General features: G+C 74.4%; 16 protein-coding genes and 1 pseudogene. 8 read left to right on the top strand and 9 right to left on the bottom strand.

Annotated elements, in window-relative coordinates; translation table 11 throughout:
- Positions 1-61: 61 nt before the first annotated feature.
- The 7 genes from AC3RJ8_RS15790 to AC3RJ8_RS15760 all read left to right on the top strand — a co-directional run bounded on the left by AC3RJ8_RS15790 (position 62) and on the right by AC3RJ8_RS15760 (position 8,689).
- On the top strand, positions 62-2,941 hold the full coding sequence (locus tag AC3RJ8_RS15790; protein ID WP_489713498.1) for a Na+/H+ antiporter subunit A: 2,880 nt from the start codon (positions 62-64) through the stop codon (positions 2,939-2,941).
- On the top strand, positions 2,938-3,471 hold the full coding sequence (locus AC3RJ8_RS15785) for a Na(+)/H(+) antiporter subunit C (protein WP_489713497.1): 534 nt from the start codon (positions 2,938-2,940) through the stop codon (positions 3,469-3,471). The genes AC3RJ8_RS15790 and AC3RJ8_RS15785 overlap by 4 nt, the downstream gene beginning before the upstream one ends.
- Positions 3,468-5,075 (top strand): Na+/H+ antiporter subunit D, encoded by a 1,608-nt coding sequence (locus AC3RJ8_RS15780; RefSeq protein ID WP_489713496.1) that lies wholly within the window; start codon positions 3,468-3,470, stop codon positions 5,073-5,075. Before AC3RJ8_RS15785 ends, AC3RJ8_RS15780 begins: the two co-directional genes overlap by 4 nt.
- Positions 5,072-5,674, top strand: a complete 603-nt coding sequence (locus AC3RJ8_RS15775; protein WP_489713495.1) for a Na+/H+ antiporter subunit E — start codon at positions 5,072-5,074, stop codon at positions 5,672-5,674. The genes AC3RJ8_RS15780 and AC3RJ8_RS15775 overlap by 4 nt, the downstream gene beginning before the upstream one ends.
- Positions 5,674-6,099 (top strand): MrpF/PhaF family protein, encoded by a 426-nt coding sequence (locus AC3RJ8_RS15770; protein ID WP_489713494.1) that lies wholly within the window; start codon positions 5,674-5,676, stop codon positions 6,097-6,099. Before AC3RJ8_RS15775 ends, AC3RJ8_RS15770 begins: the two co-directional genes overlap by 1 nt.
- The gene (gene mnhG, locus AC3RJ8_RS15765) at positions 6,096-6,593 is read left to right on the top strand and encodes a monovalent cation/H(+) antiporter subunit G (protein ID WP_489713493.1); all 498 of its coding nucleotides are present in this window, start codon (positions 6,096-6,098) and stop codon (positions 6,591-6,593) included. Before AC3RJ8_RS15770 ends, mnhG begins: the two co-directional genes overlap by 4 nt.
- A 176-nt stretch (positions 6,594-6,769) precedes the next feature.
- Positions 6,770-8,689 (top strand): heavy metal translocating P-type ATPase, encoded by a 1,920-nt coding sequence (locus tag AC3RJ8_RS15760; protein ID WP_489713492.1) that lies wholly within the window; start codon positions 6,770-6,772, stop codon positions 8,687-8,689.
- On the opposite strand, the pseudogene AC3RJ8_RS15755 reads toward AC3RJ8_RS15760, so the two are convergent.
- From AC3RJ8_RS15755 to AC3RJ8_RS15740, 4 genes and pseudogenes are all read right to left on the bottom strand, one after another.
- Positions 8,635-9,143, bottom strand: a pseudogene (locus tag AC3RJ8_RS15755) (methylated-DNA--[protein]-cysteine S-methyltransferase). The gene AC3RJ8_RS15760 and the pseudogene AC3RJ8_RS15755 overlap by 55 nt on opposite strands.
- Complete coding sequence (locus AC3RJ8_RS15750) at positions 9,140-10,660, bottom strand: AlkA N-terminal domain-containing protein (RefSeq protein WP_489713491.1); 1,521 nt, start codon at positions 10,658-10,660, stop codon at positions 9,140-9,142. The pseudogene AC3RJ8_RS15755 and the gene AC3RJ8_RS15750 overlap by 4 nt, the downstream one beginning before the upstream one ends.
- An 83-nt stretch (positions 10,661-10,743) precedes the next feature.
- Complete coding sequence (locus tag AC3RJ8_RS15745) at positions 10,744-11,736, bottom strand: alpha/beta hydrolase (protein ID WP_489713490.1); 993 nt, start codon at positions 11,734-11,736, stop codon at positions 10,744-10,746.
- Positions 11,737-11,750: 14 nt separating this feature from the next.
- Complete coding sequence (locus AC3RJ8_RS15740) at positions 11,751-12,707, bottom strand: LppM family (lipo)protein (protein WP_489713489.1); 957 nt, start codon at positions 12,705-12,707, stop codon at positions 11,751-11,753.
- Positions 12,708-12,855: 148 nt separating this feature from the next.
- Between AC3RJ8_RS15740 and clpB the strand changes: the two genes are divergently transcribed.
- Positions 12,856-15,495 carry an ATP-dependent chaperone ClpB gene (gene clpB, locus AC3RJ8_RS15735; protein WP_489713488.1) on the top strand — a complete coding sequence of 880 codons (2,640 nt, stop codon included), beginning with the start codon at positions 12,856-12,858 and terminating at the stop codon, positions 15,493-15,495.
- A gap of 64 nt (positions 15,496-15,559) precedes the next feature.
- On the opposite strand, the gene AC3RJ8_RS15730 is transcribed toward clpB, so the two are convergent.
- The 5 genes from AC3RJ8_RS15730 to AC3RJ8_RS15710 all read right to left on the bottom strand — a co-directional run bounded on the left by AC3RJ8_RS15730 (position 15,560) and on the right by AC3RJ8_RS15710 (position 20,200).
- A complete protein-coding gene (locus AC3RJ8_RS15730; RefSeq protein ID WP_489713487.1) occupies positions 15,560-16,219 on the bottom strand; it encodes a response regulator transcription factor in 660 nt (219 codons plus the stop codon).
- The gene (locus tag AC3RJ8_RS15725; RefSeq protein WP_489713486.1) at positions 16,216-17,532 is read right to left on the bottom strand and encodes a sensor histidine kinase; all 1,317 of its coding nucleotides are present in this window, start codon (positions 17,530-17,532) and stop codon (positions 16,216-16,218) included. Before AC3RJ8_RS15725 ends, AC3RJ8_RS15730 begins: the two co-directional genes overlap by 4 nt.
- Before the next feature lie 37 nt (positions 17,533-17,569).
- Complete coding sequence (locus tag AC3RJ8_RS15720; RefSeq protein WP_489713485.1) at positions 17,570-18,442, bottom strand: hypothetical protein; 873 nt, start codon at positions 18,440-18,442, stop codon at positions 17,570-17,572.
- Entirely contained in the window at positions 18,442-19,155 is a 714-nt protein-coding gene (locus tag AC3RJ8_RS15715; RefSeq protein ID WP_489713484.1) for an ABC transporter ATP-binding protein, read from the bottom strand. The genes AC3RJ8_RS15720 and AC3RJ8_RS15715 overlap by 1 nt, the downstream gene beginning before the upstream one ends.
- A 184-nt stretch (positions 19,156-19,339) precedes the next feature.
- Positions 19,340-20,200, bottom strand: coding sequence for a C40 family peptidase (locus AC3RJ8_RS15710; RefSeq protein WP_489713483.1), 861 nt, complete (start codon positions 20,198-20,200; stop codon positions 19,340-19,342).

Below are 20,200 nucleotides of genomic sequence, written 5' to 3'. Positions count from 1 at the left end.
CCCGATCCGAGGTCCGGCGATACAGTGAAGCCCCGCCCCGCCCCCGGACGGACGGAGTGTCGTGCTGCCGGTCCTGCTGCTCACCTTCGCGCTGGCGCTCGTCGCGCCGGCACTGGTCGCTTGGATGGGCCGGCGTGCGTTCTGGGTGCTGGCGCTGGGTCCGGCCGCAGCGGCCGCGTACGCGCTGGCCGCCACGGAGCGGGTCGCCGCCGGCGACCTGCCCGTCTCGACCACACCGTGGGTGCCGGGACTCGACCTGTCGATCGGCCTGCGCCTCGACTCGCTCTCGTGGCTGATGCTCCTCGTCGTCGGGGGAGTGGGCGCGCTCGTGCTGATCTACTGCAGCGCCTACTTCTCCCGGGACGCGGAGGGCACCGGCCGGTTCGCCGCGGTCCTGACGGCCTTCGCCGGGGCGATGATCGGCGTCGTCACCGCGGACGACCTGCTGCTCCTGTTCGTGTTCTGGGAGCTGACGACCGTCTTCTCCTACCTGCTGATCGGCCACTACGCCGATCGCAAGACGTCCCGCCGGGCCGCGATGCAGGCGATCGTCGTCACGACAGCCGGCGGCCTCGCGATGCTGGTCGGCCTCGTCGTGCTCGGGGTCGCCACCGGCTCGTGGCGCATCTCGGAGGTCGTGGCGGACCCGCCCACGGGTTCCGCCGCCGTCGTGGCCACCGTGTGCCTGCTGGCGGGTGCCGCCACGAAGGCGGCGCTCATCCCGTTCCACTTCTGGCTCCCCGCGGCGATGGTGGCGCCGACGCCGGTGTCCGCCTACCTGCACGCCGCCGCCATGGTGAAGGCGGGCGTCTACCTCGTGGCGCGGTTCGCGCCCGCGTTCGCCGAGCTGGCCGTGTGGCGCTGGCTGGTGCTGCTGCTGGGCGGGGGCACGCTGCTGCTCGGCGGCTACCGGGCGCTGCGGCAGCACGACCTCAAGCTCGTCCTGGCGTTCGGCACCGTCTCCCAGCTCGGCCTCATCGTGCTGCTGGTGGGTCTGGAGAGCCGGGCGGTCGCGCTCGCGGGGCTCGCGATGCTGGGCGCGCACGCGATGTTCAAGGGTGCGCTCTTCCTGGTGGCCGGCGCGGTGGACGTCGCCACGGGCACCCGTGACCTGCGCAGGCTCTCCGGCCTGTGGCGCACGATGCCCGTGGCCGCCACGGCGGCGGCGCTCGCCACGGCCTCCATGATCGGCCTGCCCCCGTTCGCGGGCTACGTGGCGAAGGAGGCGGCGCTGGAGGGGCTCTGGCACGACGCGACGCACGGCGGCGGCACGGTGGTGGTGACCACCCTCGTCGCCGTCGTCGTCGGGTCCGTCCTCACCGTCGCCTACAGCCTGCGGTTCCTGTGGGGCGCGTTCGCGACCAAGCCGGCCGCCGACGGCGGAGCGGCCGAGCCGACGCCGGTCCGGCGGCGCTCTTGGTTGCTCGTCCTGCCCCCGCTGGTCCTGGGTCTGCTCGGGCTGGTCGCCGGCCTGACGCCGTCGACGGGCGAACGCCTCCTCGGCCCCTACGCCGAGACGTACCCGGCCGGCGAACCCGGGCACCTCGTGCTGTGGGGCGGCCTGACGCCGGCGCTGGGCCTGTCGCTGCTGGTGCTGGCCGGTGGCGCGGCGCTGTTCTGGAAGCGGCAGCGGGTCGAGCTGCTGCAGGACCTCGCCTGGTCGCCGCGCGCCGCGGACCTCGTCTACCGCCGGGCGATGCGCCGCCTCGACGACGTGGCGGCGGACGTCACGGGCGCGACCCAGCGCGGCTCCCTGCCCGTCTACCTCGGCATCATCCTCGTCGTGCTGGCGGTGGCGCCGGGCGCGGTGATCGCCACCGGTCTCCTGACCGGCACCACCGTGGCACCCGCGGCCGTCGGCTGGGACCGGCCGGCGCAGGCGGCCGTGGTGGCCGTCGTCGTGGCGGCCGCGATCCTCGCGGCCCGCGCCCGGCGCCGGCTCAAGGCCGTGGTGCTGGTGGGCGTGGCCGGGTACGCCAACGCCGGCCTCTTCGTCCTGCACGGAGCCCCGGACCTGGCGCTGACCCAGGTGCTGACCGAGACGGTCACGCTCGTCATCCTCGTGCTGGTGCTGCGCCGGATGCCGACGTACTTCTCCGACCGGCCGCTGGCGGCCAGCCGCTGGGTGCGGCTGGTCCTCGCGGTCATCACCGGCGTGGTGATGATGGCGCTGACGTTCGCGGCGCCGCTGGCCCGGGTCGCCACCCCGATCAGCGTCGACTTCCCCGAGGAGGCCGTGGAGTTCGGCGGCGGCCACAACATCGTCAACGTCACGCTGGTCGACATCCGGTCGTGGGACACCGTCGGCGAGATCTCGGTGATCCTCGTCGCGGCGACCGGGGTCGCCTCGATGGTGTTCCTGCGCCAGCGCAGCGGCGAGGTGCTCCGGCTCTCCCGGGCCGACGGCGAGGGCCTCGCCCCGGACGGGCACACGCGGGACGTGTGGATCGCCGCCGGGCGCACCGTGTCGCCGTCCCGGCGCTCCGTCATGTTCGAGGTGGTCACGCGGCTGATCTTCCACGCCATGATCGTGGTCGCGCTGTTCCTGCTGTTCAGCGGCCACAACGCGCCCGGAGGCGGCTTCGCCGCGGGGCTGATGGTGGGGATCGCGCTCGCCGTGCGCTACCTGGCGGGCGGTGGCTACGAGCTGGGCGAGGCCCTCCCGGTGCAGCCGGGCGTGCTGCTCGGATCCGGGCTCTTCCTCTCCGCCGGGGTCGGGCTCGCCGCGCTGCTGACGGGCAACGAGGTGCTCGAGAGCGTGATCGTCGACCTCTCCGTGCCCGTCCTCGGCAAGATCCACCTCGTGACCTCGCTGTTCTTCGACGTCGGGGTCATGCTCGTGGTGGTCGGCCTGGTCCTCGACCTGCTGCGCACGCTCGGTGCCGAGATCGACCGGCAGGGCGACGCTCCACGGTCCCGCTCGACGGAGGGAGCCTCGTGATCGTCCTCGAGAACACCCCCTCGGCCGTCCTGCTGCTCGCCGTGGGCGTGCTGTGCGGTGCCGGGGTCTACCTGGTGCTGGACCGTCCGCTCACGCGGGTGCTGCTCGGCATCGTCCTGCTGAGCAACGGCGCCAACCTGATGCTCCTCGTCGCCGGCGGGCGGGCGGGGGCGTCGCCCGTGGTGGGCAACGCCCCGCAGGACGTGCGGATGAGCGACCCGCTGGCCCAGGCGATGATCCTCACGGCGATCGTCATCACGCTCGCCCTGACGTCGTTCATGCTGGCCCTGGCGTACCGGTCGTGGCAGCTCCACGGCCACGACGAGGTCGCCGACGACGTGGAGGACCGGCGCGTCGCCCGGCAGGCCGCCATCAACGCACCCGCGTACGTGGACGACGACGCCGCCGAGACGGGCGAGACGCTCGACGAGGAGGCGGCCGCCGTCTACGACCAGGTCGTCGAGGCGGCCGAGCGCCGGCGCTCGCGGGACGAGCGCGACCCACGTGGGCCCCAGGAGGGTTCGCCATGATCGACACCGCCGCGCTCTGGTCCGTGCCGACCCTGGTCCCGTTGCCCGTGCTCCTGCCGCTCTTCGCCGCGGGGCTCACCCTCGCCCTGCACCGGTACGCGAACGTGCAGCGGGTCATCAGCGTCGCGGCGCTGTCGGTGACCACCGCGTCCTCCGCGGTGCTCATGGTGGCGGCGGACGACGGGCCGTTGGTCGTGGACGTCGGCGGCTGGGCCGCACCCGTCGGCATCGCGCTCGTCGCGGACCGGCTCTCCGCGCTCATGCTGACGGTCAGTGGCGTCATGCTGCTGTGCGTCCTGCTCTACTCCCTCGGGCAGGGCATCCCCGAGGGGGAGGACGCGCCCCGGGACCGCCGCGTCGGCGGCAGCATCCCGGTGGCGATCTTCCACCCCACGTACCTGGTGCTGGCCGCGGGCGTCGCCAACGCGTTCCTCACGGGCGACCTGTTCAACCTCTACGTCGGCTTCGAGATCCTGCTCGCGGCGTCGGCGGTGCTGCTGACGCTCGGCGGGACGGCGGAACGGGTGCGGGCCGGGTCCGTGTACATCGTCGTCACCCTGATGTCGTCGCTGCTCTTCCTCACGGCGATCGCACTGATCTACTCGGCGACGGGCACCGTGAACATGGCGCAGCTCGCCGAGCGCCTGCCGGACATCGACCCCACGGTGCGGCTGGCGCTGCAGCTCCTGCTCCTCCTGGCGTTCGGCATCAAGGCCGCGATCTTCCCCCTGGCCGCCTGGCTGCCCGACTCGTACCCGACGGCGCCCGCCCCGGTCACCGCGGTCTTCGCCGGCCTGCTCACCAAGGTGGGGGTCTACTCGATCCTGCGGACCCAGACGCTGCTGTTCCCCGCCAACGACGTGGTCGACCAGGTGCTGATGGGGCTCGCGCTGGCCACGATGCTGGTCGGCATCCTCGGTGCCGTCGCGCAGAACGACGTCAAACGGCTGCTGTCCTTCACCCTGGTCAGCCACATCGGCTACATGATCTTCGGTGTCGCGCTCGCCTCCGAGGCCGGGACCGCCGCCGCCATCTTCTACGTCGTGCACCACATCTCCGTCCAGACGGCGCTGTTCCTGGTGGTGGGGCTCGTGGAGTGGCGGGGCGGGTCGACGTCGCTGGACCGGCTGGGTGGTCTGGCCCGCCTCGCGCCCGTCCTGGCGGTCCTGTTCTTCGTCCCCGCGATGAACCTCGCGGGCATCCCACCGTTCTCGGGGTTCCTGGGCAAGGTCGGGCTGGTCACCGAAGGGGTCCGCGACGGGTCGGGCCTCGCGTGGGCGCTCGTCGTGGGGTCCGTCGCCACGTCGTTGCTCACTCTCTACGCCGTCGTGAAGGCCTGGAACAAGGCCTTCTGGCAGGAGGCTCCGTCCGGCATCGCCCGCGACGTCGCCCTGCCCCGCGGCCTCGTGCTGCCGGCCGGCGCCCTCGTCGCCTTCGGTCTCACGCTGACCGTGGTCGCCGGCCCCCTCTACGGCTACGCGGAGCGGGCCGCCCGCACCTCGATGGACGGGTTCACGTACGTCAACGCCGTCTATCCCGGCGGGTCGGAGCGCGGCACGGGCGAGTCGGTGGAGGTCTCCGAGGAGGAGGTGGGGTCCCCATGACCGACCAGCCGCGTCGCCGCACCGACATCCTGCGCCGTCTGGTGGGCCGCCCGGTGTCGCAGTGGCCCGCCGTGGTGCTGCTCACCGCCGTCTGGGTGCTGTTGTGGGGCGACCTGTCCTGGGCCAACGTGATCGCGGGCGTGCTGCTCGCCGTCGTCGTCGTCGTGGCCTTCCCGCTGCCGCCGATCAAGGCCGACGCCGCGTTCCGGCTCGTGCCGTTCTGCCGGCTCGCCGGGAGGTTCGTCCTGGACCTGGTCGTCGCCTCGTTCCAGGTGGCCTGGACCGCCCTGCGGCCCGGCCCGGCGCCCCAGGGGGCGATCGTGCGGGTGCAGCTGCGCAACCCGGACGACGTCTTCCTGACCCTCACGTCGGTGCTGGCCACGCTCGTCCCCGGGACGCTGGCGGTGGAGACCAGCCGACGGACCGGCCGGGTGTTCGTGCACGTGCTCGACATCGAGGGGTTCGGCGGGGCCGACGGGGTGCGTCGCAGCACCCGGGAGCTCGAGGAGCGGGTGCTGCGGGCGCTCGCGGGTGACGCGGTCCTCGAGCGGTGCGGCCTGGCCGGGCCGTCGGCGGACCGCGGGGAGGTGCAGGCCTGATGATCGTGGTGGTCGTCGTGGCGGCGGTGCTGGTGGCCGCCGCCGCCCTGATGGCGCTGGTGCGGGTCGAGCGCGGCCCGTCGATGCTCGATCGCGCCCTGGGGCTGGACCTGCTCACGGTGAGCCTCGTCGGCGCGATCGCCATCGAGGCGGTCTGGTCGCGACGCACCGAGACCGTGCCGATCCTCCTGGCGCTGTCGCTGGTCGGGTTCGTGGGCTCGGTGGTGATCTCCCGCTTCGGCGTCCGGCAGCACCAGTCCCAGCATTCCGGCCGGTCCGCGGAGCCTGACGCGGCCCCGGAGCCTGGCGCGGCCCCGGAGCCTGGCGCGTCGTCGGAGCCTGGCGCGTCGTCGGAGCCTGGCGCGTCGTCGGAGCCTGGCTCGGCGCCCGGGGTCGGCACCACGGACGAGGGGGGACCCGCATGACCGAGGTCGACGCCGGCACGTGGACGACGGTCGCGGACGTCGCCGCGGCGCTGTGCCTGCTGCTCGGCGCCTTCCTGACGTTCGCGGCCGGCGTCGGGGTCATCCGGTTCCCCACGCTGCTCGACCGGATGCACGTCGTGACCAAGCCGCAGGTGCTCGGCCTCCTGCTGCTCCTGCTGGCCCTCGCGCTGCGGGTGCGGAGCTGGTCGGCGGTCTCGATGCTGGTGCTGGTCGCGGTGTTCCAGCTCGCGACCGCGCCCGTCGCGGCCCACCTGGTCAGCCGGGCCGGCTTCCGCACCGGCAAGGTGGACGAGGCGGTGTTGCGGCCCAACGAGATGGCCGGCCCCCAGGACGCGCCCGACGACGCCGACGGGACGGACGACGACGCCGGACCGGTCGGGACCGAGCACCCCGGCGAGCCGGACCACCCGGGCCCGAACGCGCCCGGGCGCACGCTCGACGACGACCCGGCCGGGCGGTCCGGGGACGACTGAACCGGCGGACCCGCCGCCCGCCCCCTGCCGGCCCGCGTGCCAGGTCGGGTCCAGCGGCCGGTGCGGCGGGACCTTCGCCTCTGGCCGCCCACCGGCGCGCCTCCGCACGGTGGTGGTGGGTGCGGCGGACGCCGCGCCCCCGCGAGCGCCCGTCGAGGCCGCAGAGGTGGTTGCTGATGATCACGAGGGACGAGCGAGGTCGACGATCTGTCGTCCGCCGCTCTCCGTGGGTCACCGCCACGGTGGCGACGGGCAGCATCGGCGGCCTGCTCGAAGCGTTCGGTCCGCCAGGGTCGGCGCAGATCGCCGTCTCGGCCTTCGCGCTCGTCCTGGTCGCGGTCAGGGGTCGCCGCATGGTCATGGACCTCCGTGCCGGTACTTACGGCGTCGACATGCTGGCCGTGCTGTCGGTCGCTGCCACGGTGCTGGTCGGCGAGTACTGGGCTGCGCTGGTCGTGTGCCTGATGCTCTCCGGCGGGGAGGCGCTCGAGACCTCGGCGAACGGCCGGGCACGCCGTGAGCTGACGGCTCTGCTGGCCCGGGAGCCCCGCGTCGCCCAGCGCGCCGGGCCCGAGGGGACGCTCGAGGAGGTGCCCGTCGACCAGATCCGGCCCGGGGACGAGGTGTGGGTCCGGCCGGGGGAGGTCGTCCCGGTGGACGGGCTCCTCCTCGCCGCGGCCGCGACGTTCGACGAGTCCTCGCTGACCGGGGAGTCGCTCCCGGTGGAGCGCCACCGTGGTGACCTGGTGCTCTCGGGCTCGGTCGGCGGGTCGGGTGCGGTGAGGGCGCGCGCCACGGCGACCGCGGCGACGTCGCAGTACCAGGCGATCATCGAGCTCGTGAAGCAGGCGCAGGCGTCCAAGGCGCCGTTCGTCCGCCTCGCGGACCGTGTGGCGGTGCCCTTCACGGTGGTCGCGCTCCTGCTCGCTGCCGCGGCCTGGGCGTTGAGCGGGGACGCGGCCCGGTTCGCGGAGGTGCTCGTCGTGGCCACCCCCTGCCCGCTGATCATCGCCGCGCCCGTGGCGTTCATGTCGGGGATGTCCCGCGCCGCGTCGAACGGGATCATCGTCAAGTCCGCGGGCACCCTCGAGCTGCTGTCCCGGGTGCGGACGGTCGCACTCGACAAGACGGGGACGCTCACCCGGGGTGCACCCGTCGTCGCGGAGGTGCTTCCCGGCCAGGGGCGCACCGCCGGGGAGCTGCTCGCGCTCGCGGCCTCCGTCGAGCAGTATTCGGTGCATGCGCTGGCCGCCGCGATCGTGCAGGCCGCGCACCAGCGCGGCATCGAGCTCTCGCCCGCGCACGACGTCGTGGAGGAGACGGCCCGTGGCGCTCGCGCGGCGGTCGACGGGCACGCCGTCGCCGTGGGCAAGCTGGCCTATGTCGGTGAGGACACCCGCCACCCCGCCTCACGGCCCGGGGCCGGGCAGATCGGTGTCCACGTGGCGGTCGACGGCTCGTACGCGGGGACCGTTCTCCTCGCGGACGAGCTCCGGCCCGAGGCCCGTGACACCCTGGCGGCCCTGCGCGGCGCCGGGGTCCGCACCACCGTCATGCTCACCGGGGACGCCGAGGTCACCGCCCGGCACGTCGCGGACCAGGTGGGTATCGACGACGTGCGCGCCGGGCTCCTGCCCCAGGACAAGGTCGACGCCGTCCGACGACTGCAGGACCGCCCGGTGCTGATGGTGGGTGACGGGGTGAACGACGCGCCCGTCCTCGCCGTGGCCGACATCGGGATGGCCATGGGGGCACGAGGCTCGACGGCCGCGACGGAGTCGGCCGACGCGGTGGCGGTGCACGACGACCTCGCGCGCACCGTCACGGCCGTGCGGATCGGTCAGCGGACCGTGCGCGTCGCGTGGCAGGCCATCGCGCTCGGGATCGGGCTGTCATCGCTGCTCATGGTCGTCGCGGCGACCGGGCGGCTCCCCGCGCTGGCGGGCGCATGGCTGCAGGAGGGGGTCGACCTCGCCTGCATCCTGTGGGCGCTCCTGGCCACGCGCCCCGGACGGGACGAGACTCGGTCCGGGGCGACAGGTCAGACCACGGCACGCTCGCGAGCCAGCAGCGACTCCTTGATCGGCAACCCGTAGCGGAACCCACCGAGCGTCCCGTCGCTGCGCAGCACCCGGTGGCACGGCACGAACAGGGCGGCGGCGTTGCGGGCGCAGGCCCCGGCGGCGGCGCGCACGGCCGCCGGCCGGTCCGCTCGGCGTACTCGGCGTAGGTGACCGGGTCCCCGGCGGGGACGTCGCGCAGGACCTCCCACGCATGCTGCCGGTACGGTCCGGAGCGCTGGCGCACCGGCACCTGCCCGACGGCGGTCACCTCGCCCGCGTAGTAGGCCCGCACGGCGCCGGCCTGCCGCGACACGTCGGCGGCGGACGCCTCGACGGCGGGGACAGCGCCGTCCGGCCGCAGGTCGGGGTGGATCAGCGCGAGCAGGGACGCGACGTCGTCGGTCCAGCCCGAGGCGAGGACGACGCCGTCGTCGGCGACGATCGTGAAGGGACCGTCCGGGGTGTCGACGGTGGTGGCGGAGGTCATGGGGTGATCCTTCCGGTGAGGGCGGCACGCCAGACGTGCCGGGCGGCGTAGGAGCGCCAGGGCGCCCAGGTCGTGGCGCGCTCGGCGAGCGCGCGAGGGTCGTCGGGGAGGCCGAGCGCACGGGCGCCGGCGCGCAGGGCGACGTCACCGGTCAGCCAGATGTCCGGGTGGCCGAGCACCCGCAGCGCGACGTACCCGGAGGTCCACGGTCCGATCCCTGGACGGGCCTCGAGCTCGGTGCGCAGCGTGCCGGCGTCGGCGCCGACCCCGACGACGAGCGTGCCGTCGGCGAGCGCCCGGGCGGTCGCGACGACCGTCCCGCGCTGCCGGGCGGGCAGCGCGAGGTGGGTGCCGTCGTCGTCGGCGACCTGCTCCGCGGTGGGGAACAGGCGCGTCAGCCCGGGCAGCCGGGACGTGTAGGGCGTGCTGGCGGCGGCGGCGAGCCTGCCGAGGTGTGTGCGTGCCGCGGGCACGGAGATCTGCTGGCCGACGATGGCGCGGACGACGAGCTCGTGCGGGTCGGTGGTGCCGGGCACGCGGGTGCCGGGCGTGGCGGCGACGCTCGCCGCCAGGACGGGGTCCGCGCTCAGCGCGGTCTCCACCGCGACGGGGTCCGCGTCGAGGTCGAGGAGGCGGCGCACCCGGGTGACGGCGGTGGCGACGTCCTGCAGCGACGCCAGCTCCAGGTGCAGCGCGACGGTTCCGGGGCCGACGGCGGAGCCCGCCCGGACCTGCACCGCACCCGGGCCGTGGGGCAGCAGGAGGGTGCGCGCGTACGTCGCGTCGGATCCGTCGGTCGAGGCGGTCTCGACGCCGTCGACGGCCCGGGCGGCCAGGTAGTCCACGGTGCCGACGGCGTCGAAGGGTTCGCGCACCGGCAGGGTCAGATCGAGGTGCACCGGGTCGGCCGGGTCGCGGGGGCCGGTGGTGCCGGTTGCCTCGACGGGAGGTCGGTGACGCCGGGCGCGCAGCGCGGTCGGGGTGGTGGCGAAGACCTCCCGCACCGTGTCGTTGAGCTGGCGGATGCTGCCGAAGCCGGCGGCGAACGCGACGTCGGCGACGGGCAGGTCGGTGCTGGTCAGCAGCGTGCGGGCCGTCTGCGCGCGGTGGGCGCGCGCCAGGGTGAGGGGGCCGGCCCCGAGGTCGTCGCGCAGCACCCGATGCACGTGCCGGGGGCTGTACCCGAGGCGGCTCGCGAGGCCGTCGACGCCCTCGCGGTCCACCACACCGTCGGCGACGAGCCGCATCGCGCGGGCCGCGAGGTCCCCGCGCAGGTCCCAGGCGGGGGTGCCGGGGGTGGCCTCGGGCAGGCACCGCTTGCAGGCGCGGTACCCGGCGTCGTGGGCGGCGGCGCTCGTGACGTAGAAGGTGACGTTCTGGCGCAGCGGCGTGCGTGCCGGGCACGACGGCCGGCAGTAGATGCCGGTGGTGCGCACGGCGGTGAAGAACTGTCCGTCGAACCGGGCGTCGCGGGCGGCGATCGCGCGGTAGCGCTCCGTGAAGACGTCGGGGGTCATGACCTCATCGTCGCGCGTGCCGGGACGTGTGGGCTAGCGGGAATCAGACACGACGGTGGCAGAACGGTCTGCCGGGAGCCGGCTCAGACCGACGCGTCGAGCCAGCCGACGACGGCGTCCAGGAACTCGTCACGGGCGGGTGCGGGGGAGAGCGCCAGGTCGTGGGCCCCGCCGCGGATCGTCATGTAGCTGACGTCGTCGCCGAGCACCGGGGCCACCGCGCGCATGTGCTCCACGTCCAGCACGCTGTCCGTGGTGAGGTGCTCGTCGTGGCTGGACCGGTCGGAGGAGAGCACGAGCACCGGGACGTCCAGGTCGAGCCCTCGGGCGAGCCGCCGCTGGGACCTCAGCACGGACCGCAGCCACGCCGCCCGCACCGCGAAGGGCTCGTGCCACTTCCACGCCGGGTCGAACTCCCACTCACCGCCGTGCTCGGCGTGCAGCGCGAGGGCGTAGTCGGCGACCAGGTGGCTCACGACGGCCCGCGGTGCCACGGGCGCGACGGCCTCCACCATCGCCGTCGCCGCCCAGCGGGTGGCACGCGGCTCGTTGAGCCGGAACCAGGGGCTGTTGAGCACCACGGCGTCGGCCCGGCCCGGTCGTGCGGCGGCCCACAGCGGGACGACCAGGCCACCCGTGGAGTGGCCCTGCGCGACCAGCCGCTCGTGCCCGGCGTCCCGGACGACGGCGGCGGCCGCGTCCAGGTCCTGCGCGTAGACGGCGATGTCTCGCACCTGGTTCGGGTCGTGCCCGGCCGCCACGTGCGCGTCCCAGGAGCGTCCGTGCCCGCGCAGGTCGACGGCGTAGAACGCGTATCCCGCGGCGGCGAACCGCCGGGCGACGTGCGGGTGGAAGAAGTAGTCCACGAACCCGTGGACCGCGAGGACCGCCGTACGTGCCGGCCGGCCGTCGGGTGCGACCGAGGGCGTGTACCGCACGAGGGTGGCCTCGGCGCCGTCGGGCAGGGCGAGGGTGCGTGCCTCGAAGCCGTCACCCAGCAGGTCGGGGCGCCAGTCTGTCGGCTCGGCGCCCTGCGAGGAGGACGGCGGGGTCGCGTGGCCTGGTGCGGACGTCATCCCGCCGAGCCTACTCAGCGGGTCTCGTCCGGGCGTTCCTCGTCAGGCGTGCCCGGTGCGTCCGGCTGGTCCGGCGCCGGGTGCGGCGGCTCCGTCGGCTGCGGGGAGGCGAGCGGCGGCTGGCCCGGCGCGGCGACGGGCGGTTGACCCAGCGGCGGCGCGGGCTGGGGCGGCGTGCCGCCCGGCGTGTACGGGTTCGGCACCGGCGTCCCGGCGGGGTAGGCGGCGGCGCCCGTCGCGCCCGCTCCGGCCGAGGTGCCGGTCGTCTCTGCGGTCCCGGGCCGGCGGTTGCCGCGCACGACGAGGACGACGACGAGCGCGATGACGGCCAGGCCGACCACGACGCCGACGACCCACCACGGGAAGCCGCCCCCGAGTCCTCCGCTATTGGCCTCGCCGCGCGCGAAGATCTCGGTGCTCTCACCCATGGCGGGCCGCCACTCGACGGTGCTGCCCTCCACGGTGCCGTTGGTCTCGACGACCTCGCCGGGGAAGGTGACGGCGACACGCACGTCGAAGCTGTCGGCGATGCCGGGCGGCAGCGAGCTCATCTGGCCGGTGTCGTCGGTCATGTCCATCGTGCCCTGGACCAGGTACTCGTCCCCGTCGCGCGTGATCGACAGCTCGTCGGTCCCGGTGCCGGAGAGCTCCTCCAGCGGCATGTCGGCGAACGTCACCGTGGTGCCGGTGTACTCGCCGTCGGCGTAGGGCTCCTGGGACGAACCCTCCGGCAGGTCGCTGGCGACCTCGTCACCGGCCTGGTCCCACAGCTCCTGCGGGTCCATGCCCATGGTCTCGGCGAGCTGGTCCGAGAACGCCACCGTCATCGACCCCGAGACGGTGTCGTCCTCGGAGAGGTTCAGGTCCATGTCGAGCTTCATGCACCCGGCCAGGGTGAGCAGCCCCACGGCGGCGAGCACGGCGACGACGGCGGTACGGAGGCGGCGACGGCCTCGGGTCGATGTCTGCACGGGTCCAGCATCCCCCAGGACGTTGGCCACGGCACCTGCTGCGTCGGGTGCTCCGACGAGGGGCGTGCGAAGCAAGGTTGAGTGGAATAGACTCAACTTTGCGGAGGTTGATCCGAGCAGACCAACCCTGAGCGGAACCGGAGGATCCATGGACACCAAGTTCACGACGATGTCGCAGCAGGCCATCGGCGACGCCGTCCAGTCGGCGTCGGCGGCCGGCAACCCCCAGCTCGAGCCGGCCCACCTGCTCGCCGCCCTGCTGCAGCAGACGGGCGGCGTCGCCGTCGGGCTGCTGGAGGCCGTGGGCGCGAACCCGCAGCAGGTCGGCCAGAAGGTGCGTGCCGCCCTCGTCGCGCTGCCCACCGTCAGCGGCGACGGCGTCGCCCAGCCCTCCCCGTCGCGGTCCATGCAGGCCGTCCTGACCGGATCCGCCCAGGAGGCCGAGGCGCTCGGCGACGAGTACGTCTCGACCGAGCACCTGCTCATCGCGACCGCCACCGGGCAATCCGCCGCCGCGCAGGCGCTGACCGCCGCGGGCGCCACCGCCGACGCCCTGCGCACCGCCCTGCCCGCCGTGCGCGGCTCCGGTCGCGTCACGAGCCCGAACCCGGAGGGGACGTACAAGGCGCTCGAGCAGTACGGCACCGACCTCACGGCCCAGGCACGCGACGGCCGGCTCGACCCGGTCATCGGCCGCGACGCCGAGATCCGCCGCGTCGTGCAGGTGCTGTCGCGCCGCACCAAGAACAACCCGGTGCTCATCGGCGAGCCCGGCGTCGGCAAGACCGCCGTCGTCGAGGGCCTCGCCCAGCGCATCGTCGCCGGAGACGTGCCCACCTCGCTGCAGGGCAAGCGGCTCGTCGCGCTCGACCTCGCCGGCATGGTGGCGGGCGCCAAGTACCGCGGCGAGTTCGAGGAGCGCCTCAAGGCCGTCCTCGAGGAGATCGCCTCCTCCGACGGCGAGGTCGTCACCTTCATCGACGAGCTGCACACCGTCGTCGGGGCAGGGGCCGGCTCCGAGGGGGCCATGGATGCCGGCAACATGCTCAAGCCCATGCTCGCCCGGGGCGAGCTGCGGATGGTCGGCGCGACCACGCTCGACGAGTTCCGGGAGAACATCGAGAAGGACCCGGCCCTCGAGCGCCGCTTCCAGCAGGTGTACGTCGGCGAGCCGTCCGTCGAGGACACCGTCGCGATCCTGCGCGGTCTCAAGGAGCGGTACGAGGCGCACCACAAGGTCACCATCGCCGACTCCGCCCTCGTGGCGGCCGCGGCGCTGTCCGACCGGTACATCACCGGCCGCCAGCTGCCCGACAAGGCGATCGACCTCGTCGACGAGGCCGCCAGCCGGCTGCGCATGGAGATGGACTCCTCGCCGGTCGAGATCGACGAGCTCCAGCGAGCCGTCACCCGGCTGGAGATGGAGGAGGTCGTCCTCAAGGACAACGAGGGCTCGGCCGACGCCGCGTCGCGCGCCCGGCTCGAGAAGCTGCGCGCCGACCTCGCGGACCGCCGCGAGGAGCTGGCCGCCCTGACCGCCCGCTGGGAGTCGGAGAAGGCCGGCCATAACCGCGTCGGTGACCTGCGCGCCCGTATCGACGAGCTGCGCACCGAGGCCGACCGGCTGCAGCGCGACGGTGACCTCGAGGCGGCCGCCCGGCTGCTGTACGGCGAGATCCCCTCCGTGGAGCGCGAGCTCGCCGACGCGGAGCAGGCCGAGGCCGACGCCGTCGCCGCGGAGACCGGCGAGGGGGGCACCGAGCGGGAGGCGCCGATGATCGCCGACAAGGTCGGTGCCGACGAGATCGCCGAGGTGGTCTCCGCCTGGACCGGGATCCCCGCCGGGCGGATGCTGCAGGGCGAGACCGAGAAGCTGCTCGGCATGGAGGACGTGCTGGGTCAGCGGCTCATCGGGCAGACCAGCGCCGTGCGGGCCGTGTCGGACGCCGTCCGGCGCTCGCGCGCGGGCGTCGCCGACCCCGACCGCCCGACCGGCTCGTTCCTGTTCCTGGGCCCGACCGGTGTCGGCAAGACCGAGCTCGCCAAGTCGCTCGCGGAGTTCCTCTTCGACGACGAGCGGGCGATGGTCCGCATCGACATGTCCGAGTACTCGGAGAAGCACAGCGTCGCCCGCCTGGTCGGTGCCCCTCCGGGGTACGTCGGCTACGAGGAGGGCGGCCAGCTCACCGAGGCCGTCCGCCGTCGGCCCTACTCCGTGGTGCTGCTCGACGAGGTGGAGAAGGCCCACCCCGAGGTCTTCGACATCCTCCTGCAGGTGCTCGACGACGGACGCCTGACCGACGGCCAGGGCCGCACCGTCGACTTCCGCAACACCATCCTGGTGCTGACGTCGAACCTGGGTTCGCAGTTCCTCGTGGACCCGACGCTCGACGACGCCACGAAGCGGGAGAACGTCCTGACGGCCGTGCGGGCGGCGTTCAAGCCGGAGTTCCTCAACCGGCTCGATGACGTCGTCGTCTTCGACGCGCTCTCGCTCGGCGAGCTGGGACGGATCGTGGACCTGCAGGTCGCGGCGTTCGCGGCGCGGCTCGCGGACCGGCAGATCACGCTGTCGGTGACCGACGCCGCCCGCGAGTGGCTGGCGCTGGAGGGGTTCGACCCCGCGTACGGCGCGCGGCCGCTGCGGCGCCTGGTGCAGCGCGAGATCGGTGACCGGCTCGCGCGGCAGCTCCTCTCCGGGGACGTGGCCGACGGCGACCAGGTCGTCGTCGACCGCGACCCGGAGGGCGCGGGTCTGACCGTCGCCCCCGAGGTGCTCAACGCCTGATCGCGGACCGTCCGTGGCGCACCGGCCGCCGGCCGCCGGTCGCCGTCCGCTGGCTGCCGGGCGCTCAGCGTCCGGCGGCCGCGACGCCGTGCTCGAACGCCCACACGACGAGCTGCACGCGGTCACGGGTGCCGGTCTTCGTCATGATCCGGCCCAGGTGCGACTTCACCGTGCTGGCCTCGAGGACGAGCGCCGCGGCGATCTCCGCGTTCGACGAGCCCCGGCAGAGCCGGGCGACGATCTCGTGCTCGCGCGGCGTGAGCAGGCCCGCCGCGTCCTCGTCCCGAGCGGCGGGGGCGCGGCGGCGGGCGAACTCGTCGATGACCCGGCGGGTCAGCGAGGAGTCCACGAGCCCGTCGCCGGAGGCCACGCGGCGGACGGCGTCGACCAGGACCTCCGGTTCAGCGTCCTTGAGGAGGAACCCGCTGGCGCCCGCCTCGAGCGCGCCGAACACGTAGTCGTCCAGGTCGAACGTGCTCACCACGAGCACGGGGACGGGGTCGGCGACGCCCGGCCCGGCGAGCGCGCGCGTCGCCGTGATGCCGTCGCCGCCGGGCATGCGCACGTCCATGCAGACGACGTCGGGCCGCAGCGCGCGGGCGACCTCGACCGCCCGCGTGCCGCTGGACGCCTCTCCGACGACGTCGATCCCCTCGCTGCCCAGGATCACCGCGAACCCGGCACGCACGACCGCCTGGTCGTCCACCAGCACGACCCGCGTCACGACGCCCCCTGCCCGGCGACCGGCACCGCGAGCCGTACCCGCCACGCGCCGTCGGGCGTGGTGCCGGCCTCCAGGCTGCCGCCGACCAGCGCCGCGCGCTCGGTCATGCCGATGACGCCGTGCCCCGGTGTCGCGGTTCCCGGCCGGTCGTCGGACCGGCCGGCGACCCCGCCGCCCACCGCGACGCGGTTGCGCACGGTGAGCACCAGCTCGGCCGGCCGGTGGTCGAGCACGACTCCCACGGGCTGTCCCGGCGCGTGCCGCCGCGCGTTCGCGAGCGACTCCTGCAGGACGCGGTAGACGGTGCGCTGGGCGTTCGCCGGGAGGTCTGCCGGTCGACCCCGCACCTCGTGCCGGACGTCGGTACCCGTCGACCGGGCGAGCTCGAGGAGCGCCGGCAGGTCGTCGAGGACGGGTTGGGGTGCGTCCCCGTCCCGGGCGTCCCGCGCGTCGCGGCCCGTCGGGCCGTCGCCGGAGCGCAGCAGCCCGACGACGAGGCGCAGGTCGTCCAGCGTCGACCGGCCCTGGGTGCGGATCCAGCGCAGCGACTCGCGGGCCCGGTCCGGGTCCGTCGCGACGAGGCGTTCCGCCGCGGCCGCCTGCACGACGATCCCCGACAGGTGGTGCGCGGCGACGTCGTGCAGCTCGCGGGCCATGCGTCCGCGCTCCTCGAGCACCGCCTGGGCGGCGCGTGCCTCGCGTTCCCGCTCGGCCTGGGCCACCCGCTCGCGCAGCTGCGCCTCCAGCTCGCGGCGCGTGCCGACGTACGCCCCGACGAGTGCGGCGGCGACATACGCCAGCGCCGCGGAGAGCAGGCCCGTCCAGAGCTGGGAGGCGACGGTGCCGGCGCCGGGCACCTGGGCCGGGAGCGGCCCGGTGAGCACGAAGGCGAGCAGCGTCTGGACGACGCCGGCGCCCGCCGCGACCCACGGCGCCACCCGGCGGGGGACGTAGGCGCCGACCGAGTAGGCCGCCACGAGGGTGGCGGGCGTCTGGAAGGACATCAGCGGGGGCAGCACCGCCACGAGGGCGACCTGACCTGCCGTGGTGAGGACCAGGCACAGCAGCGGCGACCGACGACGCACCGTCAGCAGCATCGCCTGCCCGAGGATGACACCGACCACCGCGACGCGGGCGCCGGCCGGGCGTGCGTCGACGGTGCCCTGGGCGACCAGGGGGAGCACCTCGTCGACCGTGACCCGCTCGACCACGAGGAACAGCGCGACGGTCACCACCCCGACCGCGGCGCCCAGGAGGGCGTCGCGGTGCAGGGTGGTCGTGGCGGCGAGACGCGCGCGCAGAGTACCGATCACCGGTGCTGCCTCCCGTCCGTCGGTCGCTGCGCCGAGGCTACGTCAGGTCCCGGCGCCGGAACATCACCGCGCCGCCGCCGAGCACGACGACGACCCAGACGGCGAGGCCGGCCAGGGCCGCTCCTGCCCCGAACGCGGCGCTCCCGCCGAGGATGCCGGACGCCCCCGGCCCCGTGGACGCGAGCGAGCCGAGCGTCAGCGGCAGCCACGACATCGCCGACGACGTCCCGCCGGAGAGCAGCGCCACGGTCGCCTGGACGAGCGGCTCGACGAACGCCGCCCCCACGAGGACGACGATCGCCGCCACCTGACCGCGGACGAGCACTCCGACGCCGAGACCGAGCCACGCGAGCGCGACGAGCACGCACAGCCCGCGCACCCAGGTGGCCAGGGCGTCGGCGCCACTGATCGCGAGCCCGGCCCCAGGCGTCGTCGCGATCGCCACGGCGAGACCCAGAGCGGTGACGACCGCGAGGGCGACACCGATCACCAGCGCGGCGACCGCCGTCGCACCGGCCTTGCCGAGCAGCACCCGGGTGCGGGAGGGCTGGACGAGCGCGGTCGGGACGACCCCACCGGTGCGGAAGTCCGTGGTGCCGGCGAGGACGCCGAGGATGAGCAGGCAGAGCGTCGCGACCCCGACCGACCCCGCCCCCGAGGGCCCGTTGCCGAGCAGGTCGAGCATGCCGCGCTGGACGGAGGCCGAGCCGAGGTCGGTCAGGGCGGTGAGGTCGGGCACCAGGTCGGTGGCGATCTCGGACGAGGTGCCGCCGAGGCCACCGAGCCGGTCGGCCAGGCGAGGCAGGAGGAGGGTCGTGGACTGGACGAGCACGGCGCCGGCGAGGGCGACGATGCCGACCACCCACGGGGCTCGGGTGGAACGCAGCTTGAGCAGCTCGGCGAGGAACATCAACGCACTCCTTCGGTCGCGGCGGTGAGGTCGAGGTAGACGTACTCGAGGGGGTTGTCCCGGGCCAGCTCGTCGAGCGGGCCCGCGGTGATGACCCGGCCCTGGCCGAGCACGACGACGTCGTCGGCGACCTGCGTCACCTCGGACAGGACGTGGCTGGCGAGCAGCACCGCGCCGCCGTCGTCCGCGAACCCGCGCAGGAGCTCGCGCAACCAGCGCATGCCGGCCGGGTCGAGCCCGTTGGCGGGCTCGTCCAGGACGAGGGTCGCCGGGTCACCGAGGAGGGCGGCGGCGAGGCCCAGCCGCTGGCGCATGCCGAGGGAGTAGGTCCGCACGCGGCGGTCGGCGGCCGGCGTCATCCCGACGAGCGCCAGGACGTCGTCGACCCGGCGCGCGGGCAGGTCCCCGGCCAGCGCGAGGATGCGCAGGTGGTCGCGGCCGGTGCGGCCCGGGTGCAGGCCGCCGGCGTCGAGCAGGGCACCCACCGTGCGGGCGGGGTCGTCGAGGTCGCCGTAGCGGCGCCCGTGGACGAGCGCCTGGCCGGCGGTCGGCGCGGCGAGACCGAGCAGCACGTGCAGCGTGGTGGTCTTGCCGGCGCCGTTCGGGCCGAGCAGCCCGACGACGCGTCCCGGTTCGACGGTGAAGCCGACGTCGTGGACGGCGTCGAACGGGCCGTACGACTTGCGCAGCCCCGTGATCTGGATGGCGGGCACGTGGTCCCCTCTCGTGGTGTCCGCGCCGGGAGCGGCGCGAGGACTCCAGCCTGTCCGGAGCGACGTCGTCGTCGCTTCCGGCGGGAGGGGGAACCTGGGCTACGACCTTTGGTGGAATGCCGAACAGGAACCTGGGCCCGTATTCACGGAGGAATACGGGCCCAGGTTCCTGTTCGGCGGTCGATCAGATGCGGACGAACGTCGGGTTGTCCTGCCACATCCTGCGCTTCACGACCCCGACACCCGGCCGGGCGGACTCGATGATCTTGCCGTTGCCGGCGTAGATCGAGACGTGGCCGGGCGTGTAGACGATGTCGCCCGGTCGGGCGTTGCTGCGCGAGACCTTCTTGCCGGCGTTGCGCTGCCCCGACGTCGTGCGCGGCAGCTTCTTGCCGGTGGCCTTCTGGTAGACGTACGAGGTGAAGCCCGAGCAGTCGAAGCCCGACGACGGGCTGGTGCCGCCGTACGTGTACCGGTGGCCGACGTAGCGGTTGGCCACCTTGACGACCTTCGCGCCGCCGGTCTGCTTCGCCTTCATCGTGATGGTGCGGTAGCGCTTGGCCTTGACCAGGCCCGTGGACCGGGCGGGGACCACGGTCAGGCGGATCCGGTTCTTGCCGACGTCGTAGCGCTTCAGCACCGGCTTCATGCGCACGATGCCGTTCTTGTTGAGCTTCTTGACGTTGACCTTCTTGCCGTCGACGAAGAGGCGGACGCGACCCTTGACCGGCTCGCCGTGCTTGGTGGCGTGGACGGTGAAGCGGGGGCGGGTCTTACCCTTGCCCTGCTTCGCGACCTTGCGGGACACGGAGACCTTGACGGCAGACTTGGACTTCTTCGCGGCGACGATGCTCTGCCCGACGGCCGACAGGGTGGTCGTCGTGGCCGAGGTGGTCGTGGACGGGGCGGCGGAGGCCGTGGTGGCCCCGGCGACGAGGGTCCCGCCCGCGAGCGCGGCGGAGAGCGTGATCGCGACGACGGAGCGTCGCAGGCGCGGTGCGCCGGCGTCCTGCGGGCGCGCAGGGCTGTGCTGGGTGATGGACAT

Source organism: Isoptericola sp. MSGPD8_1_ISO-PGPR-S23-394 (assembly GCF_058072785.1).
The sequence above is the reverse complement of the archived record's forward strand: the minus strand, read 5'-3'. Positions and strand labels throughout refer to the sequence as shown.